Genomic DNA, 26,914 nt, shown 5'->3' with positions numbered 1-26,914 from the left:
GCTACGTGGCGACGCACTTCCCGGTATCGACCTTCTCGGTCAGGGAGGTGTAGTCGCCAACATGCTTTTTCACCTCGGCGGCGGTCAGCGCATAGCCGGTCTCGGTCTCGTCCACGGACGCACCGAAGACCAAGCCGAGCACATCACCTTCGGGGTTCATCATGGGCCCGCCCGAATTACCTTGACGGATGCTGCCGCGCACGGGATAGGCCTCGCGCTCCACACGCCCCTTGGCGTAAATGTCCGGGCCGGCGATGATGAGGCGCTCGCGGATGCGCACGGGGGTGGCCCGGAAAGGTCCGGAGTTGGGGAAGCCCATGACGATGGCGTCATCGCCCGTCTCTGCGGTGCGCTCCGCCCACGGCAGGGCAGGCAGGTTGAGATCCGGACTGTGCAAGACCGCGATGTCCACGTCAGGGTTGTAGTAGACCACCTTGGCCGACTTCATCCCCAGCACTGTGTCCAGGTAGACCTTGTCCGTGCCGGCCACCACGTGGGCATTAGTGAACACGTAGTCTTTGTCCGCCACGAAGCCGGAGCCCATGAGGCGGCGGCGGCAGCCGTCGGCGTCGCCCAGCACATGGATGACCGAGGGGCGCACCCGATCCAGCATCTCCTTGTCCGCGACGTCCTCGGCGGGAGCGTCCACCTCGGCGGCGGCCTGGGTGCCGTCGAAAGGCGCAACCAGCGGCGGCAACCCGGACTCCGTGAGCTGCGCGGCGATGCCGGTGGGCAAGTCCGCCAGCGCGGGCGGGGCCATTGAGTTGAGGCGTGAAAGGATCTCCGAGCCACGCAACCCACGGCCGGCTTCCCCCGGCAACCCGGAGGCCAGCGGGATGGATACGAGCCACACCACCAGCAGGGTGGAAATGGTCTGGAAGATGGCGCCGAGCACCGAGTCCACGCGCTGAGAGTCGCGCTGTTTCATCCGGTCGCGTAGGCTCGCGCCCACCGCGGACCCCGCCATTTGTCCCAAACCTACAAACAGTACCAACACAGCGACGGCCAGGATGAAGCGTATGGCCACGTCCTCAGTCAGCCGCATGAGCAGCGGTGCGGTCACCATGCCGATGATCAGGCCCGCAAGGATGCCCACCACGGACAGGATGGAGGCGATGGCTCCTTGGCGCCAACCCGTCCACAATCCCAGTGCGACGATGAGCAGAATCAACCCGTCCACCACGAGTGACGACGTCACGGTGTCCCCTACTTTCTCATCGCTGTACAGTCTTCACAGTTTTCACTATCGAATCACTTCATTATTGCGCGAGCGCCCGACAATTTCCGTCACATCCGCCACCGTGTCCCGATCCCAGGGATCTTCCCAGCCTGCGTACTCGATGAGGCTGGACAGCACCACCCCCGTGAAACCCCAGATGAGGTAGCCGCGGTGCCAGAACGCCGGCCCCGCCCAGCCGCCGTAACCCACCATGAGTCGGTTCGTGGGCGCTATGAGATCGGGCAGCGGCGCCAAGAATACGTCGTCAGTTTCGTCGGGGCTGGCCACACCCACCTCGGCCGGGGTGTGCCAGTGGGCCAGGACCGGGTAGACGGGGTTGCCCGTCACCGCGATATACAGTTCCTCGAACGTCACCAGCGGCGTGACGGCCGCGCGGTCCAGGCCGGTTTCCTCGGTGGCTTCCCGCAGCGCCGCGTCCACCGGGCCAGTGTCCCTGGGATCGATGCGCCCGCCCGGGAAGGCAATCTGCCCCGAGTGCGATCGCATGCTCGGCGAGCGATGGGTGAGCAAGACCTCGGCCTCATCTAGCGAGTCGCCCGTCATGGCGATGAGCACCGCGGCCGCCCTCTTCGCGCCCGCGCGCGGTCCCCGCCCCCGTAACAGCTCATTCATGTCTGATCCGGCAGCGCCCAGCGCGGGCCGCAGCCAGTCCGGCGCCGCACTCGGGCGCAGCGTCGTGTTCTCGCCTGCCATCAGGCCTTCCCCACGGCAGCGCGCACGGCGCCCTCGAGCTCCGCCACGCTCTCAAAAGTCTTGGGGTACATCTTCACCATCTCCCCGTCCACGGCCACCACGGTCACCGGGATCACCCCCGGCAGCCCGAGCTGCCCCGCGAACGTCCCGGAATCATCCTGGTAACTGGGCAGGTCCGCCCCCACCTCAGACAGGAACACCGCGCCGGAGTTGCGATTGGGATCCGCATGCACGCCCACGACGGTCCACTCGGGGTGCTGCGCACGCAGCTCGGCCACCAGTGGAAGCTCGTCCCGGCAAGGCCCGCACCACCAAGCCCACACGTTGACCACGGTCACGGACTTCTTCTCAGTATCATCGGTCTCCCCCAGGCACGGCAGCTCCACCCCGGCCACCGGGCCCGCCGGGCACCGTTTCAGTCCCGCAGCAAGCTGCGGGTCCACGCTTTCCGACGCCCGCTGCTCCGCAGCGTTGTCTTCCGCCGGCGCAGGATCGCGCAACACGAACACGGCCGCGGCCACGACGGCGATAGTCAGCACCACGGCCGCCACGACGCTGCCGATGACCATGCGGCGCATCCCCGGATCCACGTTGTCCCCTGCTTCCATAATGCGTCTCATCTTAGTCCGCGCTTGGACACAGACTCGCGAGCACGCATTCCCCGCAGCGTGGCGAGCGCGCCGTGCACACCCTCCGCCCGTGAAGAATGACCCGGTGCGACCACACGGTCCACTCCTCCCGGTCCACCAGTGCGCACAGGTCCTTTTCAATGCGCAGCGGAGTGCTGCCCGAGCTCAGCCCGAGCCGCCCGGCCAGCCGGGTGACGTGCGTGTCCACCGTAATGCCGGGCTGCCCGAAGGCGTTGCCCAGCACCACCAGCGCGGTTTTGCGCCCCACGCCAGGCAGCGCCACGAGCGCGTCTAGATCCGCGGGCACCTCGCCGTCGTGGTGGGCGGTGAGCTGCTCGCCGATGCCGAGGAGGTGCCCGGCCTTCGCGCGCTGAAACCCCAGCGGGCGCACGATCTGCTCGAGGTCGCCACGCTCGGCGCGAGCGAGGTCACGGGACGTCGGAAAGCGGCGAAACAGCTCCGGCGTGACCTGGTTGACCCGGGCGTCGGTGCACTGGGCCGACAAGACGGTGGCCACCAGCAGCTCCAGCGGCGTGGAAAAATCCAGCTCACAGCGCGCATCCGGGTACTCCGCAGCCAGGCGGGCGGAGATCTCACGGGCTCGTTCTACGGTAGTGGGCATAGGCCACCATGATAGTGCGCTAGAATGAAACTTATGATTTCGGTAGTGGTACTCTTCCCCGTTGGCCTGGCACTTTTTGCCATGTGGATGGAAAAGCTCGAGACCAAAGTCCTCAACTAACGTGGCGCAAAACTTCTCAGTGTAAGTGAAGTATCGGCACTGAAGTACCAATCGTGATGAATTACACTGTAGAATAAAAGTCGTTATCTTGCTGCACACGTTTGTTCAAAGGAGTGACAAGTGGAAGGCGTTCAGGACATCCTCTCCCGCGCAGGCATTTTCCAGGGAGTAGACCCGGTTGCCGTCAACAATCTCATCGAGCAGATGGAGTCGGTGCGCTTCCCGCGCGGTACCACCATCTTCGAAGAGGGTGAGCCGGGCGACCGCCTCTACATCATCACTTCCGGCAAGATTAAGCTGGCTCGCCACGCCCCGGACGGTCGTGAGAACCTGCTGACCGTGATGGGCCCGTCCGATATGTTCGGCGAGCTATCCATCTTCGATCCGGGCCCCCGCACCTCCTCCGCCGTGTGCGTGACCGAGGTTCAGGCCGCCACGATGAACTCCGACATGCTCAAGCAGTGGGTCGAGGATCACCCTTCCATCGCCCAGCAGCTGCTGCGCGTGCTCGCTCGTCGTCTGCGTCGCACCAACGCTAACCTGGCGGACCTCATCTTCACCGACGTCCCGGGCCGCGTGGCCAAGACCCTGCTGCAGCTAGCCAACCGCTTCGGTGTGCAGGAGGGCGGCGCGCTGCGCGTCAACCACGACCTCACCCAGGAGGAAATCGCCCAGCTGGTCGGCGCTTCCCGCGAGACCGTAAACAAGGCGCTGGCGACCTTCGCCCACCGCGGCTGGATCCGCCTGGAGGGCAAGTCCGTGCTCATCGTGGACACCGAGCACCTGGCCAAGCGCGCCCGCTAACCGCACCCTGAACGCAACAAAACCCGCCCTCGGGCGGGTTTTTGCTTATTCCGGCAGGAGCGCGCGGGCTTAAGCCTGCGCCTCCAGGTACTTCAGCGCGGTGCGGGTGGACTGCTCGGCAGCGTGGCGCAGCACCGGGTCGACGTCGTCGTACATCTCGTCCACCAGAGTCTTCACATCCACGTCCTCGCCGTGCTTCGCACGCAGCTCCCGGATCTGGGAGAGGCGGAACTCGCGGCGGTCCAGATATTTGCGTGCCAAGACCGACACATCATCGGTGTCTGGGCCGTGGCCCGGCAGCAGGGTGATGTCCTTGCCGCGCTCTTCCAGCATCGTCAGCGACTCCAGGTACTGGCCCAGGTCGCCGTCGGTTTCAGAGAGCAGCGTGGTGTGGCGGCCGGCGATGGTGTCGCCGGTGACGATGCCCTCCAGCTGGGACTGCTCCGGCTCGCCGCTCCACACGAAGAAGGAGGCGGAATCCGCGGTGTGGCCCGGGGTGAGCGCCACGGTCAGGCGCGGGGTAATGCCCTCGACCGCGATGACCTCGCCGTCCTGCAGGGCCTCGGCGCCGTTGCAGTAGCTGGCGTCCACCGCGCGGATGGGGGCGCCGGTGAGCTGGCGCAGGCGCTGCGCGCCGTCGGCGTGGTCGTCGTGGCGGTGCGTGAGCAGAATCAGCGCCACCTCGCCGGCCTTGGCGTGGACGACGTTGAGGTGCCCCTCATCCTCAGGGCCCGGATCCACTACGATGGCGCGGGAGTCTTCCCCCGCGCGGACGATCCACGTGTTAGTGCCCTCGAGGGCGGTGTACGAAGGGTTATCGCACAGCACCACGCCCACCGAGCGGGTAACTGGACGAAGCTGACTATATGCAGGATGCTCCATGACCTCTAGCCTATCCGATTAACGCGAAAACTCCACGTTAACTTCGATCTCCACCGGTGTGCCCATCGGCAGCTCAGCGACACCCACCGCGGAACGCGCGTGCACGCCACCCAGGACTTCCTTGATGAGTTCCGACGCTCCATTAACCACGGCCGGCTGACCGGTGAAGCCCGGCGCGGAAGCCACGAAGCCCACGATCTTGAATGCGCGGGTGACATTGTCTAGGCCCACCTCGGCATCGATGGCGGCCAGAGCGTTGAGCGCTGCGGTGCGCGCCAGGTCGGCGGCGTCCTCCGGGGAGACCTCGGCGCCGACTTTGCCGACCTGGGGCAAGGAGCCGTCGACAAGCGGGAGTTGGCCGGAGGTCCACACCTGGTTCCCCACCACGACGGCGGGCACGTAGGCGGCCAAAGGCTTGGCGACGTCCGGGAGGGTCAGGCCGAGAGCGGCCAGGCGCTCACCGGGGGTTGCGGACATGGTTTATTCCACCTCTCGTTTGAAGTAAGCCACCAAATTTTCCGGGTTCGGGCCGGGGGTCAAGGTGACGAGTTCCCAGCCGTCTTCGCCCCAGTTATCCAGGATCTGCTTCGCGGCGTGAGTCAGGACAGGTACTACGGAGTATTCCCATTTCTTCATGGGGACAATCCTAGTCACATTTGCAGCCGCTAGATACCGTGCAGCTCTCCACCGGAAGCGAGGTATTCCGCCCAGTTGGTGATGTGGGGGTTCTTGCGCAGCAGTGCGCGGCGCTGACGCTCCGTCAGGCCACCCCACACACCGAATTCGACGCGGTTGTCCAGGGCGTCGGCACGGCACTCGGTGAGCACCGGGCAGTGGCGGCAGATGGCGGCGGCGCGACGCTGTTCGGCACCGCGCACAAACAATGCGTCCGGATCCCCTTTACGGCACACGGCCTGCGTTACCCACTCCCCGCGCTCAATGGTGGTGGATGAGGAACGCGCTGAGGAATGCTTAGCACCTGCTGCTGGTGTGTCACGGACGGGGGCAACTAGCGCTGAAGTCATCAAACACTCCTCATAAACAAAAATGACGCGAAATAAATGCATAATCCCTGGCTGTAGGCTTAACAGCAAGGGAACGTGTGTAAGTATATTCACCGATTTCACAAATAGTCGAATAGGTCACACTTTAGGGGGGAGTTTGCTGTTTCATAGACGGGAAAAGTCCCCTAGTGTATGAGTGGTGACTGTTTCAAAAGCCCTGGGAAGACTGATCCTCGCCACCCTTGCCGTGGCTGCGCTCATCGCGCTGACCCTCACCCCGGTCTCCGCTGTCGCGGGAGTCGGCATCGGCCGTGCCGACGAAGCCATGGCCACCGAGTTAGAGAACATCGAGGACGGAAAAGCTCCCGGCGTGACCGTGATCAAGGACGCGCACGGCAAGAACCTGGCGTACCTATACAAGCACCGCCGCCACCCCGTGACCGGCGACAAAATCTCGCAGCCGATGAAAGACGCCATCGTGGCCATCGAGGACCGCCGGTTCTACGAGCACAACGGCGTGGACTTCCAGGGCAACTTCCGCGCCCTCGTCTCCAACCTCGCGGCCGGCGGCGTCACCCAGGGCGCGTCCACGCTCCACCAGCAGTACGTGAAGAACTACCTGCTGCTCGTGGCCGCGGACTCCGACGAGGAACGCGCCGCCGCCACCGAGCAGTCCATCGGCCGCAAGCTCCGCGAGATCCGCATGGCGGCCAAACTGGATAAGTCGCTGTCCAAGGACGAGGTGCTCACCAACTACCTCAACCTCGTGCCGTGGGGCAACCACGCTTACGGGGTGGAGGCCGCCGCCCGCACCTATTTCGGCACCTCCGCCTCTAAGCTCGACGTCAAGCAGTCCGCTATGCTGGCCGGAATGGTGCAGTCCTCGGAGTACCTCAACCCCTGGACCAACACCGACGCCGTGGTCAAGCGCCGCAACCAGGTACTGAACGCGATGGCCTCAACCGGCGCCATCTCCAAAGAAGAAGCGACCAAGCTCTCCGAGGAAAGCCTCGGCATCCTCAAGAAGCCTGCGACCTTGCCCAACGGTTGCATCGGTGCGGGCAACAAAGGATTCTTCTGTGACTACGCCATCGATTACTTGGAGCAAAAGGGCGTGGATCGCAGCCTGCTAGAAAACGGCGCCTACACCATCAAGACCACCCTGGACCCGCAGGTGCAGAAGCAAGCCGAGGCCGCCGTCACCCAGCACACCAGCCCCGACGCTGCGGGCGTCGCTGAGGTGATGAACGTCGTAGAACCGAGCGCCTCGGACCGCAAGGTCTTGGCCATGGTGTCCTCACGCCAGTACGGCCTAGATTTGAAGTCCAACGAGACCATCCTGCCGCAGCCCCATTCCATGGTGGGCAACGGCGCAGGCTCCATTTTTAAGATCTTCACCGCTGCGGCCGCCATCAACGCCGGCTACGGCCTGGACAACACCCTGCCCGTACCCAAACGCTACGAGGCCGAGGGCCTCGGTGCCGGCGGCGCGGAGAACTGTCCACCTAACCACTACTGCGTGGAAAACGCGGCGTCCTACAAGGGCTCCATGACGCTCAAAGAGGCGCTGGCGCACTCCCCGAACACCACCTTCATCCAGTTGCTGGAGGAGGTCGGCGTCCCGGCCGTCGTGGATATGTCGGTCAAGCTGGGCCTGCGCAGCTACGCCAACAAGGGAACGCATGGCGAGGATGATTCCATCGCGAATTTCAACAAGGAGGCCAACCTCGGCTCCTACACCCTGGGCCCCACGCCGGTGAACCCGCTGGAGCTATCCAACGTGGGCGCCACCATCGCTTCCGGTGGCATGTGGTGCGAGCCTAACCCCGTTACCTCGGTCACTGACCGCAACGGCAACGACGTCTACCTCGAGCGCCCCGACTGCGAGCGGGCCATGGGCAAGCCGCAGGCCGACGCCCTGGCTAACGCCATGTCCGAGGACGCCACCAAGGGCACCGCGTCAGGCGCGGCCAACGCCGCCGGCTGGAGCACCCCGCTGGCAGCCAAGACCGGCACCACTGAGTCCCACCAGTCCGCGGCCTTCCTGGGCTTCAACTCCGGCTTCGCCGCCGCCCCCTACATCTACAACGACGGCACCTCCACCAAGCCGCTGTGCACCGCCCCGGTGCGCCAGTGTGGCGAAGGTAGTCTCTTCGGCGGCAAGGAGCCCGCGGCCACCTTCTTCCGCCTGGCCACCCAGATCCCCGAAGCCACCTCAGGCAAGCTGGCACCCGTGGAGGATCGCTTCCTCAAAGGCTCCGCGGGCGGCATCTTGGACGAGGTCCGCAACTTGAGTGAGGGCGAGGCCCGCAAGAAGCTCGAGGGTGCAGGCTACAAGGTCAAGGTGGTCAAGGTCGGCGGCAACAACGTCCCCGCCGGCCAGGTGGTGCGCGCGCTACGCCCCAAGGGCGGTATGAAGCCGGGCGCCGAGGTCACCCTGCAGGTCTCCGACGGTTCCGGCTATTCCGCCCCTGCACCCGCGCCGTCGGGCTCCGGTCAGTCGGCACCGGCCCCTGCCGCGTCGCCGAGCAACCGGTCAAACAACGGGGGCAACGGATCCCCCTCGCGCGGCAACAACGGCAGCCGCAGCAACCCTTCCCCGCGTGACGTGCAGCGCGACGTCGAAAGGATCGCCGAGGACATCGCCGACGCGTTCGGGCTCTAGGCCTGCAGGCGCTCCTTGACGGCCGCGGACAGGCGTTTGCCGTCTGCGCGGCCGGCGGCGAGTGCGTTGGCCTTCGCCATGACCTGCCCCATCTGCTTCATGGTCACCTCGGCGCCGGTCTCCTCAGCCACCGCGGCGACGGCCTGATCCACGAGCTGCGCCACCCCGGCGTCATCAAGCTGCTCGGGCTGGTAGGACTCGAAGAACGGGACGTCGACAAGCTCGGCCTCCGCCAGCTCCGGGCGGCCGTTGGACTCGTACATCTCCGCGGCCTCCTTGCGCTTTTTAATTTCGCGGGCGACGACCTTGAGGATCTCGTCATCGCTGAGCTCGTGGCGCCCGCCGTTGGTCTCCTCGGCCTGGATGGCCGCGAGCAAGGCACGGATGGCGGCGGTACGCTCCTTCTCGCGGGCCTTCATGGCCGTCTTGAGGTCGGCGCGCATGGTCTCTTTCAGGGATTCTTGTGCTTGAGTCATGCTCCCAAACTTACCCGCACTCCCAGGTAGGCTGGGAGCCGTGAAAAAATCTTCTATTGCACTCCTTGCAAGCGCGGCCGTGGGCGCCGCTGGCGTGGCGACGCTCGCGTGGGCCAACGCCCAGACCCGCCGCTTCCGGCTCAAGCAGGTCACCGTCCCCCTCCTGGAGCCGGGCAGCCTGCGCGGTCGGGAGGAGTTCCGACTGTTGCACGTCAGCGATTTGCATATGATCCCCGGCCAGGAGGACAAAGTGGCGTGGGTCTCCGCGCTGGATTCACTCAACCCCGACCTAGTGGTCAACACCGGCGACAACCTGTCTGATTTCGGCGGCGTGCCGGACGTGCTGCGCGCCCTGGATCCGCTGCTCAACCGCCCGGGGCTGTTTGTGTTTGGCACCAATGACTACTGGGCGCCTCGCCCGGCGAACCCGTTCAATTACCTGCTGGGCAAGAAGCGGGCGCCGTCGTACCAGGACCTGCCGTGGCAGGGCATGCGGGCGGCGTTTATCGAGCGCGGCTGGCAGGACGCGAACCAGAATCGCCTGGAGTTTAAGGTCGGCGACGTGCGCCTAGCGGTGGCCGGCGTGGACGATCCGCACCACGACCTGGACAACTATTCCGAGGTGGCCGGCGCCCCCAACCCGGATGCGGACCTCGCGTTGGCGCTGCTGCACGCGCCCGAGCCGCGGGTGCTGGAGAAGTTCGCGGCGGACGGTTACCAGCTCTCACTGTCCGGGCACACCCACGGCGGGCAGCTGTGCCTGCCCGGGGAGAAGGCGATCGTCACCAACTGCGGCATCGACCGCGCCCGGGCGAATGGCTTGAGTGATTTCGGCGCCATGAAGATGCACGTGTCCAACGGGCTGGGCGCGTCCAAGTTCGTGCCCTTCCGCGTTTTCTGCCGCCCGTCTGCCACCCTGATCCGCATCACTGAGCGGGAACGCTAAAGGCGACTAGCTGGCGTTTTGGCCATATCCGGCGGGGGCCCTAATATAGAAGGGCACCACGGGATATGGCGCAGCTTGGTAGCGCGCCTCGTTCGGGACGAGGAGGTCGCAGGTTCAAATCCTGTTATCCCGACCACAAACCCGCAGTTTTTACACTGCGGGTTTCGTCATTTTTCAGCGCCTAGCTGTGCGACGCCTTGTACGCCTCGCGCAGGCGCGCACCCAGGGTTTCGTCGACCTGGCTCCAGTAGGCGTAGACGCGCTCTTCGGTCTCCGTGGAGACGCCCTGCATGGCGCCCACCACGTTGGTGATGAAGCGCTCGCGCTGTGCGTCGTCGAAGACCTCGCGGTAGAGCTTGCCTGCCTGGACGAAGTCGCCGTCCTCCGGGTGCTGCACGTAGGCCGCGCGGGTGAGGTCCGTGCCGTGCGGGTCCGGGTTCACGTACAGGTCGCCCGCCGCGCCGAGGTCGCGGCCCGAGCCGGAGGTGCGACCGTCGTCGAGGTAGCCGGCGCCCTTGGAGTAGCGGTTCGGCGAGTAGGTGGGGTCGGCAGCGCCGTTGAAGTGGTACTGCATGTGGCCCTCATGCTCGTAAGTGTTCACCGGGTTGACGGACTGGTTGACCGGCAGGTGGCGGTAGTTTGCGCCGATGCGGGCGCGCTGGGCGTCGGCGTAGGCGAAGGCGCGCGCCATGAGCATGCGGTCCGGGGACAGGCCGGTGCCGGGCACGATGTTGCCCGGATCCAGGGCCAGCTGCTCAATCTGGGCGAAGAAGTTCTCCGGGTTGCGATTGAGCACAAAGTAGCCCACCGGGATGAGCGGGTAGTCCTCCTGGTACCAGACCTTGGTGAGGTCGAAGGGGTTGAAACGGTACCCCTCGGCCTCGTCGAAAGGCATGATCTGCACCTTGACGTCCCAGATCGGGTAGTCGCCCGACTCGATGGCATTGTAGAGGTCCTCGCGCTGGTAGTCGGCGTTCTTGCCCGCCATCTCCTGAGCTTCGGCGTCGGTGAAGGTCTCCCAGCCCTGGCGGGTCTTGAAGTGGTACTTCACCCAGAAAGCCTCGCCGGCCTCGTTAACCCACTGGAAGGTGTGGGAGCCGAATCCGTCCTGGTGGCGGGAGGTCTTCGGGGTGCCGCGGTCGCCCATGAGGTAGGTGACCTGGTGCGCGGACTCCGGGGTGCGGGTCCAGAAGTCCCACTGCATGTCGGCGTCGCGCAGGCCGTTGCGACCCAAGCGCTTCTGGGAGTGGATGAAGTCCGGGAACTTCATGCCGTCGCGCAGGAAGAAGGTCGGGGTGTTGTTGCCCACGATATCGAAGTTGCCCTCGGTGGTGTAGAAGCGCAGGGCGAAACCGTGGACGTCGCGCCAGGTGTCCGGGGAACCCTGCTCGCCCGCGACCGTCGAGAAGCGGGCCACCATGGGGGTCACGGCACCCTTCTGGAAAACGGCGGCCTTGGTGTAGGCGGAAACATCCTCGGTGATGTGCAGCTCACCGAAGGCGCCGTGGCCCTTGGCGTGGGGGTTACGCTCGGGCACGCGCTCGCGGTTGAAGTGGGCCAGCTTTTCAATGAGGTGCAGATCATTGAGGACGTTGGGGCCCTGGGGGCCGGCGGTAATGGAGACGTTTTCGCTCGGTACCGGCTGGCCGCCCTCGCGGGTGGTGGGGCCGACGCCGGGTTCGCGCTTGCCCTTGTTGATGATGCTGTCGGGGGTCATCGTTCCTCCTCGATGTAAGGATTAGGTTATCAATCTCTAACAACCTATAGTTTACACTGAACAAAATCCGTTGGCTAGTAAGTGACGATTATTAATTCATCGGGGCTGGTAATCTCACATGGGTGGCACACCATTCCGAGGCAGACGACGCGTACGTCACCGAGCTGGCACTCAAGGCCGGCCGCGGTGACCACACCGCGCTGACGGAATTCATCCGCCGCACCCACGACGACGTCTGGCGCCTGCTCGCCCACCTCGGCGGCCGCGACATCGCCGACGACCTCACCCAGGAGACCTACCTGCGCGTCATGAGCGCGCTGCCGCGGTTCGCCGCACGATCCTCCGCCCGCACCTGGCTCCTCTCACTAGCCCGACGCGTCTGGGTGGACAACGTGCGCCACGACATGGCGCGGCCGCGCAAGTCCGCGGTGGAATACGAGGACGCGGCCGCCACCACCCCCTCCCAGGGTAGCGATCCCGGCGCATGGAGCGAGTGGATCGACGCCCGCGCGCTTATCGACGCCCTGGACCCCGCCCGGCGCGAGGCCCTCATCCTCACCCAGGTGCTGGGCTACACCTACGAGGAGGCCGCCAAGATCGCCGGGGTCCGGGTGGGCACGATCCGCTCACGGGTAGCACGGGCGCGCAAGGACCTAGTGGACAAGACCCCGCCACGTTAATTGTTACCAACCCTTAACTTCCGGTCAGTATTTGCATAATTAGCTGTCCAAATGCGGCGGCGCGGCGCGCGCCGCGGGACAGACACGCTCCCGTGAGGTGAGTCTCATATCTCAGGTTTCATTAGGGTGGATAACAGTTACACGTGATAAATCGAACGTCGACCCGGGTCCCCCGCCTCCACTGGATGAAGAAGTTCGGGGGACTCGGCGCGTGTAGATTGGGAGAATTTTTAACCACCATGTTCAAACGCGCAATAGCAATTGCCATGGCGTTTATCGGCGTGATTGTGGGCGCCGGCTTCGCCTCAGGACAGGAGGCGATGCAGTACTTCGTGGCCTTCGGCAACGAAGGCCTGTGGGGCGTGGCCGTGGCGGCCACGCTCATGATGGTCGCAGGCATCGCGATGCTGCAGCTGGGTAGCTACTTCCAGGCGGACGAGCACACGGCGGTCTACGGGAAGGTATCCGGACCGTTCATCTCGCGGGTGCTGGACTGGTCCACACTGCTTACCTTGTTCAGCATCGGCTTCGTCATGTTCGCCGGCGGCGGCTCGAACCTCAACCAGGGCTTCGGCATCCCGACGGCGGTAGGCGGCGTCATCATCCTGGCGCTCGTGTTGCTGACCGGCCTGCTGGACGTGGACAAGGTGACCACTGTCATCGGACTGATTACGCCGTTCATCATCGTCTTCATCGTGGGTGCCACGGTGTACTCCATCGCCTCCGCAGACGTGAGCCTCACCGCGGCTCACACTTATGCCACCGAGAATGTGGAGACCACCCTGCCTAACTGGTGGATCTCCTCGCTGAACTACACCGGTCTCAACGCCATCTGTGCGGTGTCTATGTCAATTGTCATCGGCGGCAACTTCCTAGACTCTCGCTCCGTGGGCTGGGGCGGCGTGCTCGGCGGCCTGGTGTACCTGCTTCTGCTCTCGCTGCTGGTGGTATCCCTGTACTTCATGGCGCCGCAGGTCAACGGTACTGACCTGCCGGTGCTGGAGCTCATCAAACAGATCAACCCCGCGCTGGCCAACGTCATGACCATCATTGTCTTCGGCATGATCTTCAACACCGCGGTGGGTATGTTCTACGCCATGGCCAAGCGCCTGACCCGCAACAAGAAGGAGCACTTCTACAAGGTGTACGCGGCCGCCTGCATCATCGGTTTCGTGCTGTCCTTCGCGGGCTTCCAGACACTGGTGAGCTGGGTCTACCCCATCCTGGGCTACCTCGGCGTGCTGCTCATCATCGTGATGGCCTGGGGCTGGATCAGCAACCGAACTAAGCTCTCCGAAGAATCCGACCGTCGCGAGCGCGCCCGCGTGCTCGTGCAGCGCAAGCTGGATCCCCGCGAGCGCTTCACCAAAAAGAACCAGCGCGAGCTGCGTCGCTTGGCCAAGGCCTCCAACATGTCCTCCGCAGAGTTCGTGGAGGCCGTCGCCGAGGAAATCCACGACGAGCTCGAACAGGACGACGAGCTCGAGGATTACGACCGCGAGGATCCGGATCCGTCCGTGGTGTACGTCGAACACACCAAGCCGGAATAAACTCCGGCCTGAAACTAAACGAGCAGCTCCGCGATCTGGATCGTATTCAACGCCGCGCCCTTGCGCAGGTTGTCGCCCGAGACAACCAGCACGAGGCCGCGGTTGTTGTCTAGGGACTGGTCCTGGCGAATGCGGCCCACCAGGGACTCGTCGACGCCCGCCGCCGCGCGCGGGGTGGGAACGTCCACGAGCTTGACGCCCGGGGCGTCGGCAAGCAGTGCCTGGGCCTGCTCCGGGGTGATGTCGCGGGCAAACTCCGCGTGGATGGTCAGCGTGTGGCCGGTGAACACCGGGACGCGCACGCAGGTGCCGGACACCCGCAGATCGGGTAAGCCGAGTATCTTGCGGGACTCGTTGCGCAGCTTCTGTTCCTCGTCGGTCTCGCCGGAACCGTCGTCCACCAGCGCGCCCGCCAGCGGCAGGGCGTTGTAGACGATGGGATCCGCGTAAGGCCCCAGGTCATCGCTATTTACGCGGGTGTTGTCGGTCTCGGAGTGCACCAGGTCTATGTTGTGCTCGCCGATATGATCGGTCTGTTTGACCAGTGCCTCCACCCCGGCCAGGCCGGACCCGGACACGGCCTGGTAGGAGGAGATGTTGAGGCGTACGAGCCCCGCGGCGTCGTGAAGCACCTTGAGCACCGGCATGGCAGCCATGGTGGTGCAGTTCGGATTCGCGATGATGCCCTGAGGAGTCTCGCGCGCCGCCTCCGGGTTCACCTCGGACACCACCAGGGGGACCTCGGGGTCCTTGCGGTAGGCGGAAGAATTGTCCACCACGGTGGCCCCGGCCGCCGCGAACACCGGCGCCCACTCGCGCGAGGTGGAACCGCCGGCGGAGAACAAGGCAATGTCCACGTCCGCCACGGACTCCGCCGTGATCTGGGTGAGATCCTCAACGGTGATGGACTCGCCGCGGAAGGTCAGCTCCGTGCCCGCGGATCGCGGGGAAGCGAAGAAGCGCACCTTATCCGCCGGGAAGTTGCGCTCCTCCAGGATGGAGCGCATGACGCGGCCCACCTGTCCAGTGGCGCCCACAACAGCGATGGTAGTCATTCTCAGATGTCCTTCCTCAACAAAAATTAACGGCCCGTGCCGGCGTAAACGACGGCCTCTTCCTCGCCGCCGAGCTGGAACTTATCGTGCAGAGCGTGGGCGGCCTTGTCCAGGTCGGCCTCGCGGATGAGCACGGAGATGCGGATCTCCGAGGTGGAGATGAGCTCCATGTTCACGTCCACGTCACGCAGCGCCTCGGTGAAGTCCGCGGTAACACCCGGGTGGGACTTCATGCCGGCGCCGACGAGGGAGACCTTGCCCACCTGGTCGTCGTACAACACCTTGTGAGAGCCCAGGCCGGTGAGCAACTCCACGGCGCGGGGGCCGTCGGCACGGGGGCAGGTGAAGGTGATGTCGGTGGTGCCGTCGTCCAGCGAGGAGACGTTCTGAAGCACCATGTCGATGTTGATCTCGGCGTCCGCGACGGCGCGGAAGACCTTGGCGGCCTCCCCCGGCTTATCGGGGATGCCCAAGATGGTGACCTTGGCCTCGGACTTATCGGTGGCCACGCCGGTGAGTACTGCTTCTTCCACGGGGATATCCTCCATCGACCCGGCCACGAGGGTGCCGGTGTCATTGCTATAAGACGAACGAACACGGATTGGGACATTGAACGCGCGGGCGTATTCCACGCTGCGCAACACCAGGATTTTGGACCCGACGGCCGCGAGCTCCAGCATCTCCTCGAAGCACAACTTGTCCAGCTTGCGGGCATTGGGCACGATGCGCGGGTCGGCGGTGTAGACACCATCGACGTCGGAGTAGATTTCGCACTCGTCGGCGCCCAGGGCGGCGGCCAGGGCCACGGCCGTGGTGTCGGAGCCGCCGCGGCCCAAGGTGGTAACGTCGCGCGTTTCCTTGTTCACGCCCTGGAAGCCGGCCACGATGCAGATATGCCCCTCGTCCAGCGCGTCCTGGATGCGGCCGGGGGTCACGTCCACGATGCGGGCGTTGCCGTGGCGCTCGGTGGTGAGGACGCCTGCCTGGGAACCAGTGAACGATCGCGCGGTGGCGCCGTAGGATTCCACGGCCATGGCCACCAGGGCATTAGAGATGCGCTCGCCAGCGGTGAGCAGCATGTCCAGCTCGCGGCGCGGCGGCACGGGGTTGACCTGCTTGGCCAGGTCCAGCAGCTCGTCGGTGGTGTCGCCCATGGCGGAGCACACCGCCACGACATCGTGACCCGCCTTCTTGGTGGCCACGATGCGCTCGGCCACGGCCCGGATCCGCTCCGCGGACTCGAGCGAGGAGCCTCCAAATTTCTGCACAATCAGCGCCACGCGTGTCTCATTCCTTTCCGGTGCTCACCCTCGGTGTGTTGAGTTGTGTCCTAACCTACACCCTACTGCGCCGCCGGACGGTGATTTTCGTGCACTCACCCGCAAATTATCCACGGTATCCACTACGGTGGTACGGGTGACGAGCAATGCTTTAGCGGTAGTTTTTGCCCTGCTGTCCGCGCTGACGATCGCGTGGGGCACAGTGGTCCGTCACCGCATCGCAGAAGACGCCCCGCGCGACGTGTTGGCCACCGCTATCCGACGCCCCCTGTGGTGGGCCGGCACCGCCACCGCCGTCGTGGGCTACGCCCTGCAGGTGGTGGCGCTGGGTTTTGGCACCCTGCTCATCGTACAGCCAGTGCTGGTGCTGTCGCTGATGTTTACGCTGCCGCTGTCCGCGTGGTACGTGGGCAAGCGCATGTCCTCGTCAGAGGTGGCGTGGTCCCTGGCGCTGACGGGGGCGGTGGCCGTGTTGGTGACGCTGGGCCGCCCGTCACACGGCGTGGTGCGCCCGGCGTTGCACGACTGGGTGACAGCACTGTCGGTGGGCTTGGCGACGATCGCTACCCTCGCCGGCCTGTCCTATTTCCTGCGCCGCGAACGAGCCGTGCTGCTCGGGTGCGTGACGGGCATTGTGTACGGCTACGTGGCCGTACTATCCAAGGCGGTGGTGGATATTTTCACCAGCGAGGGGCTCGGCGTGCTGGTGGGTTCGTGGGAGTTCTGGGCGCTGGTGTGCGGGGCAGGAACGGGCACGATTGTGCAGCAATATTCCTTCCACGCGGGCCCTCTAACCCACTCGCTGCCGGCCATGACCATCGTGGAGCCCATCGTGGCCTTCGCGCTGGGCTACGCCATCTTGTACGAGAAGTTCCAAGTCAGCTCGGCCCTGGGGTGGGGCGTGATGGCGGCGTCGCTCATCATCATGTTCGCGGCCACCGTCATTTTGTCCCGCAGCCCGCTGGGCACACCCACGACCCGCCTAGATGGCCCAGTCGAACACGGCGAGCAGGTGGCCGGAGAACCACGCACCACACAGCAGCCATCCGGCCACTAGGGCCACGTAACCCCAGCGCGGCAGCTGGCGCTCCCACCGCACCACGAGCGGGATGAGCAGCATGGCGACCGGCAGCAGGAGGCGGGGGCGGGAGTGCATGATGCCGTCGGCAAGCAGGACGTTGGCGGCCAGCAACACCGAGAACGCCCACACGGGCCAAGCTCGGTGCCCGGCGAAGTCCCGGAAGGTGGCCACGAGGAGCACCGGCACGACCAGGATGGCGAGCGTGCTGAGCCCGTAACCCAGGTTGTCGCCGGTGATGAGGATCTCCCACACCCATTTCGCGGTGGCCACGCCAAAGTCGAAGCCGGAGTTCCAGTGCTCGTCTTGGTTGCCGAAGTACCCTCCGACGTGCTCCAGGTGGCTCGACGCCCAGGCGATGTAGCCGAGCAACGGCCACGGCGAGACAACAAGCGCGGCCCAGGCCCGCCAGTCTTTGCGCCCCGTGAGCACCACCATGACGAACAGCGTGAGGATCATGCCCACGGCGGTGAGCCGGACGAAGCCGAGCGCCACGATGAGCCCGCCAGCGAGGAGCCAGCGCCGGTCCATGATAGCGATGAGCGACCAGATCACCAGGGCCCCGAAGAGGGCTTCGGTGTACGGCATGGAGAACACGATGGCCATGGGCGCGCCGGTGACTGCGGCGGCGGCCCCGGCTTGAGCCCAGCGACCCGCGCCGAAGCGCTGCGCCACCACGATGGCACCCCACGCCAGGGCGACGGTGGCCAGGAAGTTCACCACGTAGGCCGCGGTGAGCGCCTCCAGCCCGGTGACCGTGGAGACCGCGCGGATGAGTATGGGGAAGCCGGGGAAGAAGGCCAGAGCGACCTCATGGTCCGGGGTGTCCCCGCTGGGCACATGGGCACCCGTGTAGCCGTGGCGCGCGATCTCGAGGTAGTACACCGAGTCCCACGACTGCATTTCCTTGGCCAGGGTGCTTTCGTTGGCTGTGGCCATGACGGAGAGGGTGCCAAGGCGTAGGAGCACTCCCACCGCGGTGACGGCGAGTGCCAGGAGTCCGGACCAGAGAGTGCTTTGGCCTCGTGTCGATGTTTGCGCCTCAGTTTTTGCCACGCCGAACATCCTAGCGTGTCCACTAGACTTCAACCCGCCTCCGCAAAAAATTCCACCAAGTGGTTGCGACATCTCACACGATGCAACTAGGCTGGTGGGCATGTTCGTGAATTCGATGATTCTAGGCCTGCTAACACGCGGCGGGCTCTAAGCACCTCCCAGGCCGGCAAGCCCGTCGCGCTCCCCAGCGGGTTGAGCCACGCCTCGATGCCCCGCTCGCCGGCCACACACACGAACACCCCAAGGAGCCCCACACCATGTCCGGCCACCCGCACGCATCCTGGAACAAGCAGCAGCCCTCCGGCATGCCCGTCCACCGCTACCGCCCCTTCGCCGAGAAGGTCGAGCCCATCGCTCTCCCCGACCGCACCTGGCCCAGCAAGGTCCACGAGCACGCCCCACAGTGGTGTTCAGTAGACCTGCGCGACGGCAACCAGGCGCTCATCGATCCCATGGGCCCCGAACGCAAACGACGCATGTTCCAGCTCCTGGTGAACATGGGCTACAAGGAAATCGAGGTCGGCTTCCCGTCCGCCTCCCAAACCGACTTCGACTTCGTGCGACTGCTCATCGAAGAAGACCTCATCCCCGACGATGTCACCATCCAGGTCCTGGTGCAGGCCCGCGAGCACCTCATCCGTCGCACCTTCGAGGCCTGCGCGGGCGCCAAGAACGTCATCGTGCACTTTTATAATTCCACCTCCAAGCTGCAGCGTCGCGTGGTATTCAACAAGGACAAGGAAGCCATCAAGGTTTTAGCCACTAACGCCGCCAGACTGGTCAGCACCATCGCCCGCGACTACCCCGGCACGAACTGGCGCTGGGAGTACTCCCCGGAGTCCTTCACCGGCACCGAACTCGCCTTCGCCAAGGAGGTATGCGACGCCGTGACCGCCGAAGTCGGCGCCACCCCGGATCACCCCATCATCATCAATCTGCCCGCCACCGTGGAGATGACCACGCCGAACGTCTACGCGGACTCCATCGAGTGGATGAGCCGGCACCTGGACAACCGTGAGTCCGTTATTCTGTCCATCCACCCCCACAACGACCGCGGTGAGGGTATCGCCGCGGCCGAACTGGGCATGCTGGCCGGGGCGCAGCGCGTGGAAGGCTGCCTGTTCGGTAACGGCGAGCGCACCGGCAACGTGGACCTGGTCACGCTCGGGCTCAACCTGTTTACCCAGGGCGTCGACCCGCAGATCGACTTCTCCGACCTGCCCGGCATCCGCCGCACAGTGGAATACTGCAACCAGCTGGCCGTGCCCGAACGCCACCCCTACGGCGGCGATCTCGTGTTCACCGCCTTCTCCGGATCGCATCAGGACGCCATCAACAAGGGCCTGGACGCGCTCGCGCGCACCATCGACCCGGAGGCCTCGCACTACCAGGTCAGCACGGACGAGCTGCGCGACCTCGAATGGGACGTGCCTTACCTGCCCATCGACCCCGACGATGTGGGCCGGGACTACCAGGCCGTCATCCGCGTCAACTCCCAGTCCGGCAAGGGCGGGGTGGCCTACCTGCTCAAGACGGACCACGGCGTCGACATGCCCAAGCCTCTCCAGGCGGAGTTCTCCGCGCAGGTCCAGGCCGTCACGGATGCGGAGGGCCGCGAGGTCAACACCAAGGAAATCTGGGACATTTTCGCCACCGAGTACCTGGATCGCTCCGCGCCGCTGGAGCTCAAGTCCATCACGGCAGACACCTCCGGGGTGGGCGACGCCGCGGTCGACGGCGTGGCGCTCAAGGGCACCGTCGCGCTGCGCGGGACCGATCACGCGGTCAAGGGATTTGGCAACGGCCCCATCGCGGCCTTCGCCAAGTGCCTGGAGCCGCTGGGCATCGATCTGGAGGTCGTGGAATACTCGCAGCGCTCCCGCAGCGCCGGCGACGACGCCGAGGCCGCCTGTTATATCCTCGCCGACATCAACGGCTCCCGCGCCTGGGGCGTGGGCATCGCCGGTTCGACCACCCGCGCCTCTCTCAACGCGCTGGTGTCTGCCATCAACCGCACCGATGCGTCCGTGGCGATCTAACGTGCATTAGGCTGGGTGGTGATGTCTGATAATTCCGAGGCTGAGAAGCTTCACCCCCGCGAAGCCGCGCGCCTGGAACAGGTGGAGCGGTTCCCCAACGTGGCCGTCACCATTCAGGCCACGGGCATCCACCCGGCCAGTGCCCGCATCGTCACCATTGACGCCGTGACCTTTGATGACGCCGGCAATACCGACCAGGAATTCCACGCCGTCATTAACCCCGACGGTGACCCAGGCCCCTTCCACCAGCACGGCCTTAACAGGGAGGAGATCGCGGCGTCCCCCGCCTTCGCCAAGGTGCTCAAGCCCCTGGACAGGCTTCTCGACGACCGCGTCCTCGTCCTCCACAACACCAGCCGGTACTGGGGCTTCATCGTCTCCGAGGCGCGCCGCGCCATGACGGCGGCCGCGCGCGCCAACCGGGCCCGCAGCCGCAACAAGTCCCGCAACCGGCGCCGCCAGAAGGTGGGCCACGTGCCGCGGCCGGTACGGATTGTGGATACCTTGGGCACCGCGCGTCGCCAAGCCTTGCCTCTGAGCGACACCCGCCTGGCAGCCGTGGCCCGGCACGCCGGCATCGCCGCCCCCAGCCCGCAGGCCACCGTCGAGCGTGCCCGCAGGCCGGAGGCCGAGGTTTCGCGCGCGGAAACCCTACTGCTCATCGAGCTGTACCGCACGCTCACCGCACGCGCCGAAACCTCCGAGCAGGTAGCCACCGCGACGCCGGACGATCTGGCAGCAGACCGCTTTGGCCTCCAGCGATCGCACGTGCGCCTGGAGGCCACCCGCGCGGAGCGGGTACACCACAACCCCGGCAAGCTGCAGCCAGGCGGCAACCTGGTGCGCGGTATGGAGGTGGTGATCGCGCCGGAGATTACGGTCCACCCGGACATCATCATTGAGGGCATCATCCGCGAGGAACTCAACTATTCCGAAAAGCTCACCCGTGAGACCTCCGTGGTGGTGTGTAACGACCTCGAGGCCGGGCACGGCAAGGCCATGCATGCGGCACGCAAGGGCATCCCTTTGCTAACCGACGAACAGTTCCTCGCCGCCTTAGACACCATCGAGGACGCGGACCCCGAGGCCGACCGCCTGGCCGCCGAGAAAGCCTCCCGGCAGGAAGCGCGGGCGGCGCAGGCCAAGCGCGACCGTGAGCGCCGTTCCCGCGGCCAGGGCGCGACCAACCAGGGCAAGTCGGGTAACCGGAAGCGCTCGCGGCGCCGGGGTGGGCGCAAGCGCAACCCCAACTCGACCGGCGAGTCCGCAGCGCCCCAGGCTGCGCAGTCTTCCCAACCGAGCCAGCACCAGCCGGACCAGAATTCCAAGCCCAAGGGCCGATCCCGGCGCCGCGGGGGCAGGCGACGCCGCAGCAACCGCAGCCAAGGCGGTCAGGGCGGTCAGGGCAGCCAAACCCAGAGTTAGCCGGGTAATTGCTGGGAAAATCCCGGCGCTCCGGCAGGGGTCCTGCAGTGAGTCGGGTGGCGGGACTACGCTGGTGGCATGAGTTTTAGACTGCCCGGTGCGCTGAGCAAGCTGCGCACCACCGCCGCCACCACCGCAGCCTCCCTCGCTACCACCGCCTCCCGGGCCACGGGCCGGGGCGCGGGCGGAATGATCGGCGGGCTCGTCGCGGCCGCCATCGACCCGAACATCATGGAGCACGTGGGCAAGAACCGCCCGGCGGTCCTAGTCACGGGCACCAATGGCAAGTCCACCACCACCCGGATGCTGGCGGCAGCAATGCGTTCGCGCTACACCGTGGCGACTAACGACGGCGGCGACAACATGGACGCCGGCCTCATCTCCGCGTTGCTGGCTTCCCCGGACGCGTCCCACCTCGTGCTGGAGGTGGACGAGCTGCACGTGCCCAAGGTGGCCGAGGCGCTCAACACCCAGGCCTTGGTTCTGCTCAACCTCTCGCGCGATCAGCTGGACCGCGTGGGCGAGATCAACAAGATTGAGCGGGCCCTGCGCGGCGCGGTGGAGGCGAACTCGGACATGACCGTCATCGCCAACTGCGACGACGTCCTCATGACCTCCGTGGCCTACGATGCCAAAAACGTCATCTGGGTCTCGGCTGGCGCCGGGTGGCTCGGCGACTCGGTGTCGTGCCCGCGCACTGGCGGCCACGTGGTGCGCACGGCCACTGACTGGTACGCCGTGAAGAAGCTTCCCGACGGCCGCGAGTTCCGCCGCCCCACCCCCACCTGGACCGTCACCGAAGACGGCCTGGTCACCCCGCACGGCGACCACGACCTCAACCTCACCCTGCCCGGCCGCGCGAACCGCGGCAACGCAGCGCAGGCGGTGGCGGCGGCGGTGGAAGCCTTCGGCGCGGACCTGGACTCGGCGTTGGCGGCGACCGAAGCCATCGACGACGTCGCGGGCCGCTACTCCACTGTGCAGTGGGGTAACCGCCAGATCCGCCTGCTGCTGGCCAAGAACCCGGCGGGCTGGCAAGAGGCGCTGTCTATGGTGGACCGCACCGCGGACGGCCTGGTCATCGCCACGAACGGGCAGGTGGCCGACGGCGTGGACATGTCGTGGCTGTGGGACGTGCGCTTCGAAGACTTCGGCGATCTGGCCGTCAAGGCGGCCGGCGAGCGCGGCACCGACCTTGCGGTGCGCCTGGTGTACGCCGACATTGAACACGAGCTCATCGCCAACCCCCTGGATGCCATCAAGGCGTGCCCGGAGGGCCGCATCGAGGTACTGGCCAATTACACCGCGTTCCGGGATCTGAAGAAGGCGCTGGCTAAAGAACAGGCCAAGGAGGCTTAAGACACCCATGACTGACAAGCTCACCATCGGCCTCGTGCTCCCTGACGTGCTGGGCACCTACGGCGACGACGGCAACGCCCTCGTGCTGCGCCAGCGCGCCCGCATGCGGGGTATCGCCGCTGAGGTCAAGCCCATCATGCTCGGCGAGGGCGTCCCCGACGACCTCGACGTCTACACCCTCGGCGGCGGCGAGGACACCGCCCAGATCCTGGCGGCGGATCACCTCATCACGGACGGCGGGCTCACCCGCGCGGCGCTGGCGGGACGCCCGGTGCTGGCCATTTGCGCCGGCCTGCAGGTGCTCGGCGAGTCCTTCCGCGCCTCCGGCCGCGTGGTGGACGGGGTCGGGCTCATCGACGCCACCACCACCCCACTCACCGAGCGCGCCATCGGCGAGGTGGCCACCCAGCCCACCAAGGAGGGCATCACGGCTGAGCTGACGGAGCCGCTGACCGGCTTTGAAAACCACATGGGCGCCACCATCTTGGGTCCCACGGCCCAGCCCCTGGGCACGGTGACCACGGGCACCGGCAACGCCGATACGGCCGCCACCGCCGACCTCGTTGATCCGTCCGACGCCACCAAGCAGCGCAGCGCCGAGGGCGCCGTGCAGGGCAGCGTCATCGCCACCTACATGCACGGCCCCGTGCTGGCCCGCAACCCCCAGCTGGCCGATCTCCTCCTCGCCAAGGCCCTCGGCAAGCGCCTGCAGGACCTGGAACCGTTGGACATCGCGGCCGTCGACAAGCTGCGGCTCGAGCGCCTCAACGCGCGCTAAGAACTTAGACCGCCAGGCGGCCTGACAGGGCGCGCGAGAGCGTCAGCTCGTCCACGAACTCCAGGTCCCCACCCAGCGGCATGCCGGAGGCCAGGCGAGTAATTTTCAGGTCCGGGAAGTCCCGCAGCAGGCGCACCAGGTACGCCGCCGTGGCCTCGCCCTCCGTGTTCGGGTCCGTGGCCAAGATGACTTCGGAGATCTCCGGGGTGTCGTCGTACAGTGGCGCCTCCGGCGTCGAGTCCGCCAACTCGCGGTCCGGCAAGACTCCGCCGATGCGCTGCAACAGCGACGAGATATTCAAATCCTTCGGCCCCACGTTTGCCAGTGGGTCCAGCGCCCCACCCAAAACGTGGTAGCGGCCCGAGTACTCCCCCGTCCGCTCGATAACCTGGATGTCCTTCGGCTCCTCCACCACGCAGATGGTGGTCTTGTCGCGTCCCGAATCCGCGCACACGCGGCACACGCTGCCGCGGGAGATGTTGTAGCAAATCCTGCAGAACGTCACGCCGTCGCGCACCGCGCCCAGCGCTTTCTGCAGGCGGTCCACGTCCTCTGGGTCCATGTGCAGCACGTGGAACGCGATGCGCTGCGCGCTCTTCGGCCCCACGCCGGGCAGCCTCGAGAACTCATCGATGAGATCTTGCAGCGGTCCTTCAAACACGTTTCTACCCCACGATTCCACTTCTCGCGCCGCCCCCATCCATTCCGAGGCGACCATCCCTAGCAGCTTAACGCACCGCCCCCGCACTAACGCACACCTAGCTTACGCGCGCCCGCGTTTCCCCCTGGGCGCCCGAAGCACCTCCACTGCCGCCGTCCACACAGCACACTTCAACCGCCCCCGTATCCGGCGGCACCGCTAACTCGCGCCGCACCTGCCGCGCCTCCGCCAACACCCGTGCCCCGGGCGCCCGTTCTCGCATCACCGTCGTGTTATACATCCGCGGGTTATTGCCGGGCGGTTGCCATCCCACCACCCCGGTGCCCGGGTCCCTCTCGTAATGCCCCAGTCCCCCGGTGCCGTCTCTTTTGTCGTTATTATCTGTGTGGTGGTTACGACATAACAGCGTCAGGTTTTCTATATCCGTCCGCCCGCCGGCAATAAAGGCCTGCACATGGTGCGCATCGCATTCCGCCGCCGGCACCTCGCAGCCCGGGCAGGAGCACACCAGCTCCATCGCCGCCAAGACCATACGCTGTTCGAACGTCGCCGTCCGCTTCCGCTGCGCGAAAGCCAGCGGCAGCTTCTTTGCATCGTTCATCACCAGTGCGTAGTCCGTGCCGCGCCAGCCCGCGATGAGCACCTCCAGCGAGTTGAGCTCGTGGCCCGTGTTAGTCAGGAACCTCGAGTTTTCGTCCAGCTCCGCAAAGTCCCGAGCCGTGCCAGTGATCACCAGGCTCGCCCGCCCAGTGCGCACGCGCTCCGGCCGGTCCACGTACTCCTGCGCCAGCGCCACCAGCTGGTCCGCTCGACGCTGGGGCAGGCTCCGCCTGTCCTCCGCCGGATCGGCGTCCGTGTTCACGCCCGCGTTGCGCCCTGGCGCCAGCGCCGCCGACAATACCGCGGCGCCACCGGCAGACAAGTAGCCACCGAACTTCACGCCACCATCCGAGTCCGGGCGCGACATCCAGAACTCCCGCTTCTTATACGCCGCGAGGTGGTCCCGCTTACCCGCCGGCGTTCGCCCATTCTTGTTGGCCGCCCGCACCGCCTGCCGGACCCATTGCCGCAGGTCCTCCGGGGTACGCTTCTTCGCCTCAGCCAGCGCCGTCGCCCCCAGCGCAGCCCGGCCGGGGTTGGAGTGCTCATTCAGGCGCTTGAGCTCCTGCTCCACAACGCGCTGCTTTTCCAGAGCCACCTGCGCCGCCAGCTGCCGCGCCTCGGCCTGTTTACGGCACTCCTCCTCTTGGCGGCGCTGTTCCTTGCGCTGCGCCTCCAGAACTGCCGCTTCTGGGTCTTCCTGGCCCAGGAAGTCCGCCACCTTGATCTCCCGCGGGGCAATCGCTCCATACAACGTCTCCGCACTCCGCAGGCGTTGGCTAGCCTCCTGCCCGGAGATACCCAGCACGCGCATCAGATAGTCACGCGGAGAGGTTGTCCCCCTGCGTCGGCCGGCCTCCTGTTCCCCGGCCAGCCAGGCAAAGCGCGCGTCAATGGCCGCCTTGAGGGCCATCGCTTCCTCCAGGTGCAGCGCAATAGGTTCCAGCTCCGCAATCGTCGCAGATTCATCGCGGAAGGCACGTTCGAGAGCAACGAGCGCAGCCGTCACGCGCGCCGCGTGTTCATGCAGGGACATTGCCCCTCCTTCCCGATGGAACCTCAGACACCCGCCCCGGCGTCTAAACCTGTATCAACCTTCACTCACCAACATAATCAAACACGCGTACGAACTCAACACTGTGCAACACATTTAACCCAAAATTAACCAAACATGCGTTCTCCTCCCACAATGGCAAAAGAAAAGGCCAGGCCCACACGGCCTGGCCTCACATCACTACATTCCCGGCATACCCTGCATGCCCTGGGACAGCGGGCCCAGCTTCTGCTGCGCCAGGTCACCAGCCTTCTGATGGCCGTCCTGGAACGCACCCAGAACCAGGTCCTGCAGCGTCTCCACATCCTCCGGATCCACAACCTGCGGGTCAATCTCAATCGACTTCACTTCTGCGCCGCCGGTCATGGTGACCTTCACCAGGCCGTTGCCCGCGGTACCCTCCACGGTGGTGGCCAGGATTTCGTCCTGCGCCTTCTGCAGGTCTGCCTGCATCTGCGCGGCCTGGGCAAGAAGTTCGTTCATATCTGGCTGAGACATGGG

At 65.8% G+C, this 26,914-nt stretch carries 26 protein-coding genes and 1 tRNA gene; 11 read left to right on the top strand and 16 right to left on the bottom strand.

The window, feature by feature from the left end; translation table 11 throughout:
• Position 1: 1 nt before the first annotated feature.
• The 4 genes from H0194_RS06615 to nth are packed head-to-tail and all read right to left on the bottom strand — an operon-like array spanning position 2 to position 3,184.
• Positions 2–1,198: a MarP family serine protease gene (locus H0194_RS06615; RefSeq protein WP_185175155.1), complete on the bottom strand. Its 1,197-nt coding sequence runs from the start codon at positions 1,196–1,198 to the stop codon at positions 2–4.
• A gap of 45 nt (positions 1,199–1,243) precedes the next feature.
• Entirely contained in the window at positions 1,244–1,933 is a 690-nt protein-coding gene (locus H0194_RS06610) for an NUDIX hydrolase (RefSeq protein WP_185175154.1), read from the bottom strand.
• Positions 1,933–2,541: a TlpA family protein disulfide reductase gene (locus tag H0194_RS06605; RefSeq protein ID WP_246388832.1), complete on the bottom strand. Its 609-nt coding sequence runs from the start codon at positions 2,539–2,541 to the stop codon at positions 1,933–1,935. Before H0194_RS06605 ends, H0194_RS06610 begins: the two co-directional genes overlap by 1 nt.
• A gap of 13 nt (positions 2,542–2,554) precedes the next feature.
• Entirely contained in the window at positions 2,555–3,184 is a 630-nt protein-coding gene (gene nth / locus H0194_RS06600; protein ID WP_185175153.1) for an endonuclease III, read from the bottom strand.
• A gap of 240 nt (positions 3,185–3,424) precedes the next feature.
• Between nth and glxR the strand changes: the two genes are divergently transcribed.
• Positions 3,425–4,108, top strand: a complete 684-nt coding sequence (gene glxR / locus H0194_RS06595) for a CRP-like cAMP-activated global transcriptional regulator GlxR (protein WP_185175152.1) — start codon at positions 3,425–3,427, stop codon at positions 4,106–4,108.
• A 69-nt stretch (positions 4,109–4,177) separates the two neighbouring features.
• On the opposite strand, the gene H0194_RS06590 is transcribed toward glxR, so the two are convergent.
• Genes H0194_RS06590 through H0194_RS06575 form a run of 4 tightly spaced genes read right to left on the bottom strand, consistent with a single transcriptional unit; the run spans position 4,178 to position 6,015 of the window.
• Positions 4,178–4,990, bottom strand: a complete 813-nt coding sequence (locus tag H0194_RS06590; RefSeq protein WP_185175151.1) for an MBL fold metallo-hydrolase — start codon at positions 4,988–4,990, stop codon at positions 4,178–4,180.
• 18 nt (positions 4,991–5,008) lie between these two features.
• Entirely contained in the window at positions 5,009–5,467 is a 459-nt protein-coding gene (locus H0194_RS06585; protein WP_185175150.1) for a RidA family protein, read from the bottom strand.
• Positions 5,468–5,470: 3 nt separating this feature from the next.
• On the bottom strand, positions 5,471–5,626 hold the full coding sequence (gene sp36, locus H0194_RS06580; RefSeq protein WP_185175149.1) for a Sp36 family protein: 156 nt from the start codon (positions 5,624–5,626) through the stop codon (positions 5,471–5,473).
• A 29-nt stretch (positions 5,627–5,655) separates the two neighbouring features.
• Entirely contained in the window at positions 5,656–6,015 is a 360-nt protein-coding gene (locus tag H0194_RS06575; RefSeq protein WP_185175148.1) for a WhiB family transcriptional regulator, read from the bottom strand.
• Positions 6,016–6,193: 178 nt separating this feature from the next.
• Between H0194_RS06575 and H0194_RS06570 the strand changes: the two genes are divergently transcribed.
• A complete protein-coding gene (locus H0194_RS06570; RefSeq protein ID WP_185175147.1) occupies positions 6,194–8,659 on the top strand; it encodes a penicillin-binding protein in 2,466 nt (821 codons plus the stop codon).
• On the opposite strand, the gene H0194_RS06565 is transcribed toward H0194_RS06570, so the two are convergent.
• The gene (locus H0194_RS06565; protein ID WP_185175146.1) at positions 8,656–9,135 is read right to left on the bottom strand and encodes a GatB/YqeY domain-containing protein; all 480 of its coding nucleotides are present in this window, start codon (positions 9,133–9,135) and stop codon (positions 8,656–8,658) included. The two genes, H0194_RS06570 and H0194_RS06565, sit on opposite strands and share 4 nt — an antisense overlap.
• Here H0194_RS06565 and H0194_RS06560 point away from each other — a divergent pair.
• Positions 9,134–10,081, top strand: a complete 948-nt coding sequence (locus H0194_RS06560; RefSeq protein WP_185175145.1) for a metallophosphoesterase — start codon at positions 9,134–9,136, stop codon at positions 10,079–10,081. The genes H0194_RS06565 and H0194_RS06560 overlap by 2 nt on opposite strands.
• 59 nt (positions 10,082–10,140) lie before the next feature.
• A tRNA-Pro gene (locus H0194_RS06555) sits at positions 10,141–10,217 on the top strand.
• 45 nt (positions 10,218–10,262) lie between these two features.
• Here H0194_RS06555 and H0194_RS06550 read toward each other — a convergent pair.
• Positions 10,263–11,798 (bottom strand): catalase, encoded by a 1,536-nt coding sequence (locus tag H0194_RS06550; protein WP_185175144.1) that lies wholly within the window; start codon positions 11,796–11,798, stop codon positions 10,263–10,265.
• Between the two features lie 122 nt (positions 11,799–11,920).
• Here H0194_RS06550 and H0194_RS06545 point away from each other — a divergent pair, with 122 nt between their 5' ends.
• Together H0194_RS06545 and H0194_RS06540 are read left to right on the top strand one after the other, a co-directional pair.
• Positions 11,921–12,478 carry an RNA polymerase sigma factor gene (locus tag H0194_RS06545; protein ID WP_185175143.1) on the top strand — a complete coding sequence of 186 codons (558 nt, stop codon included), beginning with the start codon at positions 11,921–11,923 and terminating at the stop codon, positions 12,476–12,478.
• A gap of 239 nt (positions 12,479–12,717) precedes the next feature.
• A complete protein-coding gene (locus H0194_RS06540) occupies positions 12,718–14,028 on the top strand; it encodes a hypothetical protein (protein ID WP_185175142.1) in 1,311 nt (436 codons plus the stop codon).
• 14 nt (positions 14,029–14,042) lie between these two features.
• Here the strand turns inward: H0194_RS06540 and H0194_RS06535 are convergent, their stop codons facing one another.
• Together H0194_RS06535 and H0194_RS06530 are read right to left on the bottom strand one after the other, a co-directional pair.
• The gene (locus tag H0194_RS06535; protein ID WP_185175141.1) at positions 14,043–15,083 is read right to left on the bottom strand and encodes an aspartate-semialdehyde dehydrogenase; all 1,041 of its coding nucleotides are present in this window, start codon (positions 15,081–15,083) and stop codon (positions 14,043–14,045) included.
• A 26-nt stretch (positions 15,084–15,109) separates the two neighbouring features.
• A complete protein-coding gene (locus H0194_RS06530) occupies positions 15,110–16,363 on the bottom strand; it encodes an aspartate kinase (protein ID WP_185175140.1) in 1,254 nt (417 codons plus the stop codon).
• Positions 16,364–16,499: 136 nt separating this feature from the next.
• Here H0194_RS06530 and H0194_RS06525 point away from each other — a divergent pair, with 136 nt between their 5' ends.
• Positions 16,500–17,420 (top strand): DMT family transporter, encoded by a 921-nt coding sequence (locus tag H0194_RS06525; protein ID WP_246388829.1) that lies wholly within the window; start codon positions 16,500–16,502, stop codon positions 17,418–17,420.
• Here the strand turns inward: H0194_RS06525 and H0194_RS06520 are convergent.
• The gene (locus H0194_RS06520; RefSeq protein WP_246388825.1) at positions 17,346–18,497 is read right to left on the bottom strand and encodes a hypothetical protein; all 1,152 of its coding nucleotides are present in this window, start codon (positions 18,495–18,497) and stop codon (positions 17,346–17,348) included. The two genes, H0194_RS06525 and H0194_RS06520, sit on opposite strands and share 75 nt — an antisense overlap.
• 257 nt (positions 18,498–18,754) lie before the next feature.
• Between H0194_RS06520 and leuA the strand changes: the two genes are divergently transcribed.
• From leuA to H0194_RS06500, 4 genes are all read left to right on the top strand, one after another.
• A complete protein-coding gene (leuA, locus tag H0194_RS06515; RefSeq protein WP_185175138.1) occupies positions 18,755–20,536 on the top strand; it encodes a 2-isopropylmalate synthase in 1,782 nt (593 codons plus the stop codon).
• A gap of 21 nt (positions 20,537–20,557) precedes the next feature.
• On the top strand, positions 20,558–21,961 hold the full coding sequence (locus H0194_RS06510; protein WP_246388822.1) for a DNA polymerase III subunit epsilon: 1,404 nt from the start codon (positions 20,558–20,560) through the stop codon (positions 21,959–21,961).
• A 78-nt stretch (positions 21,962–22,039) separates the two neighbouring features.
• Entirely contained in the window at positions 22,040–23,320 is a 1,281-nt protein-coding gene (locus H0194_RS06505) for a Mur ligase family protein (RefSeq protein ID WP_185175137.1), read from the top strand.
• A 7-nt stretch (positions 23,321–23,327) separates the two neighbouring features.
• Positions 23,328–24,098 (top strand): type 1 glutamine amidotransferase, encoded by a 771-nt coding sequence (locus H0194_RS06500; protein ID WP_185175136.1) that lies wholly within the window; start codon positions 23,328–23,330, stop codon positions 24,096–24,098.
• 4 nt (positions 24,099–24,102) lie between these two features.
• Here the strand turns inward: H0194_RS06500 and H0194_RS06495 are convergent, their stop codons facing one another.
• The 3 genes from H0194_RS06495 to H0194_RS06485 form a co-directional block, all read right to left on the bottom strand.
• The gene (locus tag H0194_RS06495) at positions 24,103–24,759 is read right to left on the bottom strand and encodes a recombination mediator RecR (protein ID WP_185175135.1); all 657 of its coding nucleotides are present in this window, start codon (positions 24,757–24,759) and stop codon (positions 24,103–24,105) included.
• Between the two features lie 97 nt (positions 24,760–24,856).
• Positions 24,857–26,395 carry an HNH endonuclease signature motif containing protein gene (locus H0194_RS06490; RefSeq protein ID WP_185177016.1) on the bottom strand — a complete coding sequence of 513 codons (1,539 nt, stop codon included), beginning with the start codon at positions 26,393–26,395 and terminating at the stop codon, positions 24,857–24,859.
• Between the two features lie 198 nt (positions 26,396–26,593).
• Positions 26,594–26,911, bottom strand: a complete 318-nt coding sequence (locus tag H0194_RS06485; RefSeq protein WP_185175134.1) for a YbaB/EbfC family nucleoid-associated protein — start codon at positions 26,909–26,911, stop codon at positions 26,594–26,596.
• Positions 26,912–26,914: the final 3 nt, after the last annotated feature.

The sequence above is a fragment of the Corynebacterium incognita genome (assembly GCF_014217255.1).
GTDB classification, from domain to species: domain Bacteria; phylum Actinomycetota; class Actinomycetes; order Mycobacteriales; family Mycobacteriaceae; genus Corynebacterium; species Corynebacterium incognitum.
Note: the sequence above shows the minus strand (reverse complement) of the source record. Positions and strands in the feature narration are given on the sequence as shown.

Excerpts from the sequence above, each read along its gene's own strand:
- H0194_RS06610 (WP_185175154.1), bottom strand. The coding sequence starts at position 1,933 with ATGGCAGGCGAGAACACGACGCTGCGCCCGAGTGCGGCGCCGGACTGG.
- H0194_RS06605 (WP_246388832.1), bottom strand. The coding sequence starts at position 2,541 with ATGGAAGCAGGGGACAACGTGGATCCGGGGATGCGCCGCATGGTCATC.
- nth (WP_185175153.1), bottom strand. The coding sequence starts at position 3,184 with ATGCCCACTACCGTAGAACGAGCCCGTGAGATCTCCGCCCGCCTGGCT.
- H0194_RS06590 (WP_185175151.1), bottom strand. The coding sequence starts at position 4,990 with ATGGAGCATCCTGCATATAGTCAGCTTCGTCCAGTTACCCGCTCGGTG.
- H0194_RS06585 (WP_185175150.1), bottom strand. The coding sequence starts at position 5,467 with ATGTCCGCAACCCCCGGTGAGCGCCTGGCCGCTCTCGGCCTGACCCTC.
- sp36 (WP_185175149.1), bottom strand. The coding sequence starts at position 5,626 with ATGAAGAAATGGGAATACTCCGTAGTACCTGTCCTGACTCACGCCGCG.
- H0194_RS06575 (WP_185175148.1), bottom strand. The coding sequence starts at position 6,015 with ATGACTTCAGCGCTAGTTGCCCCCGTCCGTGACACACCAGCAGCAGGT.
- H0194_RS06560 (WP_185175145.1), top strand. The coding sequence starts at position 9,134 with ATGCTCCCAAACTTACCCGCACTCCCAGGTAGGCTGGGAGCCGTGAAA.
- H0194_RS06565 (WP_185175146.1), bottom strand. The coding sequence starts at position 9,135 with ATGACTCAAGCACAAGAATCCCTGAAAGAGACCATGCGCGCCGACCTC.
- H0194_RS06550 (WP_185175144.1), bottom strand. The coding sequence starts at position 11,798 with ATGACCCCCGACAGCATCATCAACAAGGGCAAGCGCGAACCCGGCGTC.
- H0194_RS06540 (WP_185175142.1), top strand. The coding sequence starts at position 12,718 with ATGTTCAAACGCGCAATAGCAATTGCCATGGCGTTTATCGGCGTGATT.
- H0194_RS06535 (WP_185175141.1), bottom strand. The coding sequence starts at position 15,083 with ATGACTACCATCGCTGTTGTGGGCGCCACTGGACAGGTGGGCCGCGTC.
- leuA (WP_185175138.1), top strand. The coding sequence starts at position 18,755 with ATGTCCGGCCACCCGCACGCATCCTGGAACAAGCAGCAGCCCTCCGGC.
- H0194_RS06510 (WP_246388822.1), top strand. The coding sequence starts at position 20,558 with ATGTCTGATAATTCCGAGGCTGAGAAGCTTCACCCCCGCGAAGCCGCG.
- H0194_RS06505 (WP_185175137.1), top strand. The coding sequence starts at position 22,040 with ATGAGTTTTAGACTGCCCGGTGCGCTGAGCAAGCTGCGCACCACCGCC.
- H0194_RS06500 (WP_185175136.1), top strand. The coding sequence starts at position 23,328 with ATGACTGACAAGCTCACCATCGGCCTCGTGCTCCCTGACGTGCTGGGC.
- H0194_RS06490 (WP_185177016.1), bottom strand. The coding sequence starts at position 26,395 with ATGTCCCTGCATGAACACGCGGCGCGCGTGACGGCTGCGCTCGTTGCT.
- H0194_RS06485 (WP_185175134.1), bottom strand. The coding sequence starts at position 26,911 with ATGTCTCAGCCAGATATGAACGAACTTCTTGCCCAGGCCGCGCAGATG.